This is a genomic window from Bacillus sp. LR--39 (genome assembly GCF_053613335.1).
Genome location: NZ_JBSIOT010001188.1, coordinates 1 through 606, shown reverse-complemented (window position 1 = coordinate 606; position 606 = coordinate 1). Strand labels below are relative to the sequence as shown.

Genomic DNA, 606 nt, shown 5'->3' with positions numbered 1-606 from the left:
GAAAGATGGTGTTGAACGGCAAAAGCTGAATACCGGTTCTGGAAAACAGCTCTTCTTTTCCGATTTCATTCAACACCTCCGTCATTATTCCGTCCGTGTAAGGGTCGCGGTAATGATAAGGGTTCCCCATCAGCTCTCCGTTCCGATCGAGAAAACCGACGTCAACCGCCCATGAATCGATTCCGATGCAGCTGATTCGTCCACAGCCGTTTTTCGCCTTTAAAATGCCCTGTTTAATTTCATGATAAAGCCTGAGAATGTCCCAATAAAGGTGTTTTCCCGCCTGAACGGGCTGATTTGGAAAACGGTGAATTTCCTCCGCTTTGATCAGACCGCCGTCCACATGACCTGCATAAGCTCTGCCGCTCGACGCACCAAGATCAAAGGCGAGAATCGTCACCAGCTTGCACCGCCTTTCCCGCGTGCCAGGATTTTTTCCGCATATCCGCTTTCCGCATAAGCCTTGAGCGGATCAGGCGGAACGTTCATTTCCTCCCGCACGGCGCAGAGGAGCGGCTTGACGTCGATTTCAAATGCCTCGCGGATCGCAGCCTCTGCGGCAAGCACGTCATGATCTTCCTGCGCTTTCTTCACTTCATCGAAGTT

General features: G+C 51.7%; 1 protein-coding gene and 1 pseudogene. Both read right to left on the bottom strand.

The features are described from left to right. Nucleotides 1–400, bottom strand: a 400-nt coding sequence (locus tag ACWHAR_RS29330; protein ID WP_452088725.1) for an FGGY family carbohydrate kinase, incomplete at its 3' end; no start/stop codon positions are given. After that, nucleotides 397–606: pseudogene (locus ACWHAR_RS29325) on the bottom strand (sugar isomerase); the annotation flags it as partial. The pseudogene ACWHAR_RS29325 and the gene ACWHAR_RS29330, both read right to left, overlap by 4 nt.